The organism is Marivita sp. S6314, from assembly GCF_023015985.1.
GTDB lineage: Bacteria > Pseudomonadota > Alphaproteobacteria > Rhodobacterales > Rhodobacteraceae > Marivita.
The window spans coordinates 1-308 of record NZ_JALKAO010000038.1 but is presented as its reverse complement, the minus strand read 5'-3'; the positions used below and the strand labels follow the sequence as shown (position 1 = coordinate 308).

Here is a 308-nt window from a genome sequence, read left to right as displayed (position 1 = left end):
GTGACCGGCCGTGTCGAGCGTGGCGTGATCAACGTGGGCGACGAGATCGAAATCGTCGGCATCCGCGACACCACCAAGACGACCTGCACAGGTGTGGAAATGTTCCGCAAGCTGCTCGATCGCGGTGAAGCGGGCGACAACATCGGCGCGCTGCTGCGCGGTGTGGACCGTGAAGGCGTTGAGCGTGGCCAGGTTCTGTGTAAGCCGGGCTCTGTGAACCCGCACACCAAGTTCGAAGCCGAGGTCTACATCCTGACCAAGGAAGAAGGTGGCCGTCACACGCCGTTCTTCGCGAACTACCGTCCGCA

The 308-nt window shown here is 62.3% G+C and carries 1 protein-coding gene; it reads left to right on the top strand.

The window, feature by feature from the left end:
• Positions 1-308: EF-Tu/IF-2/RF-3 family GTPase (locus tag MWU54_RS18675; RefSeq protein ID WP_247086771.1), on the top strand; the 308-nt coding region annotated here is incomplete at both ends.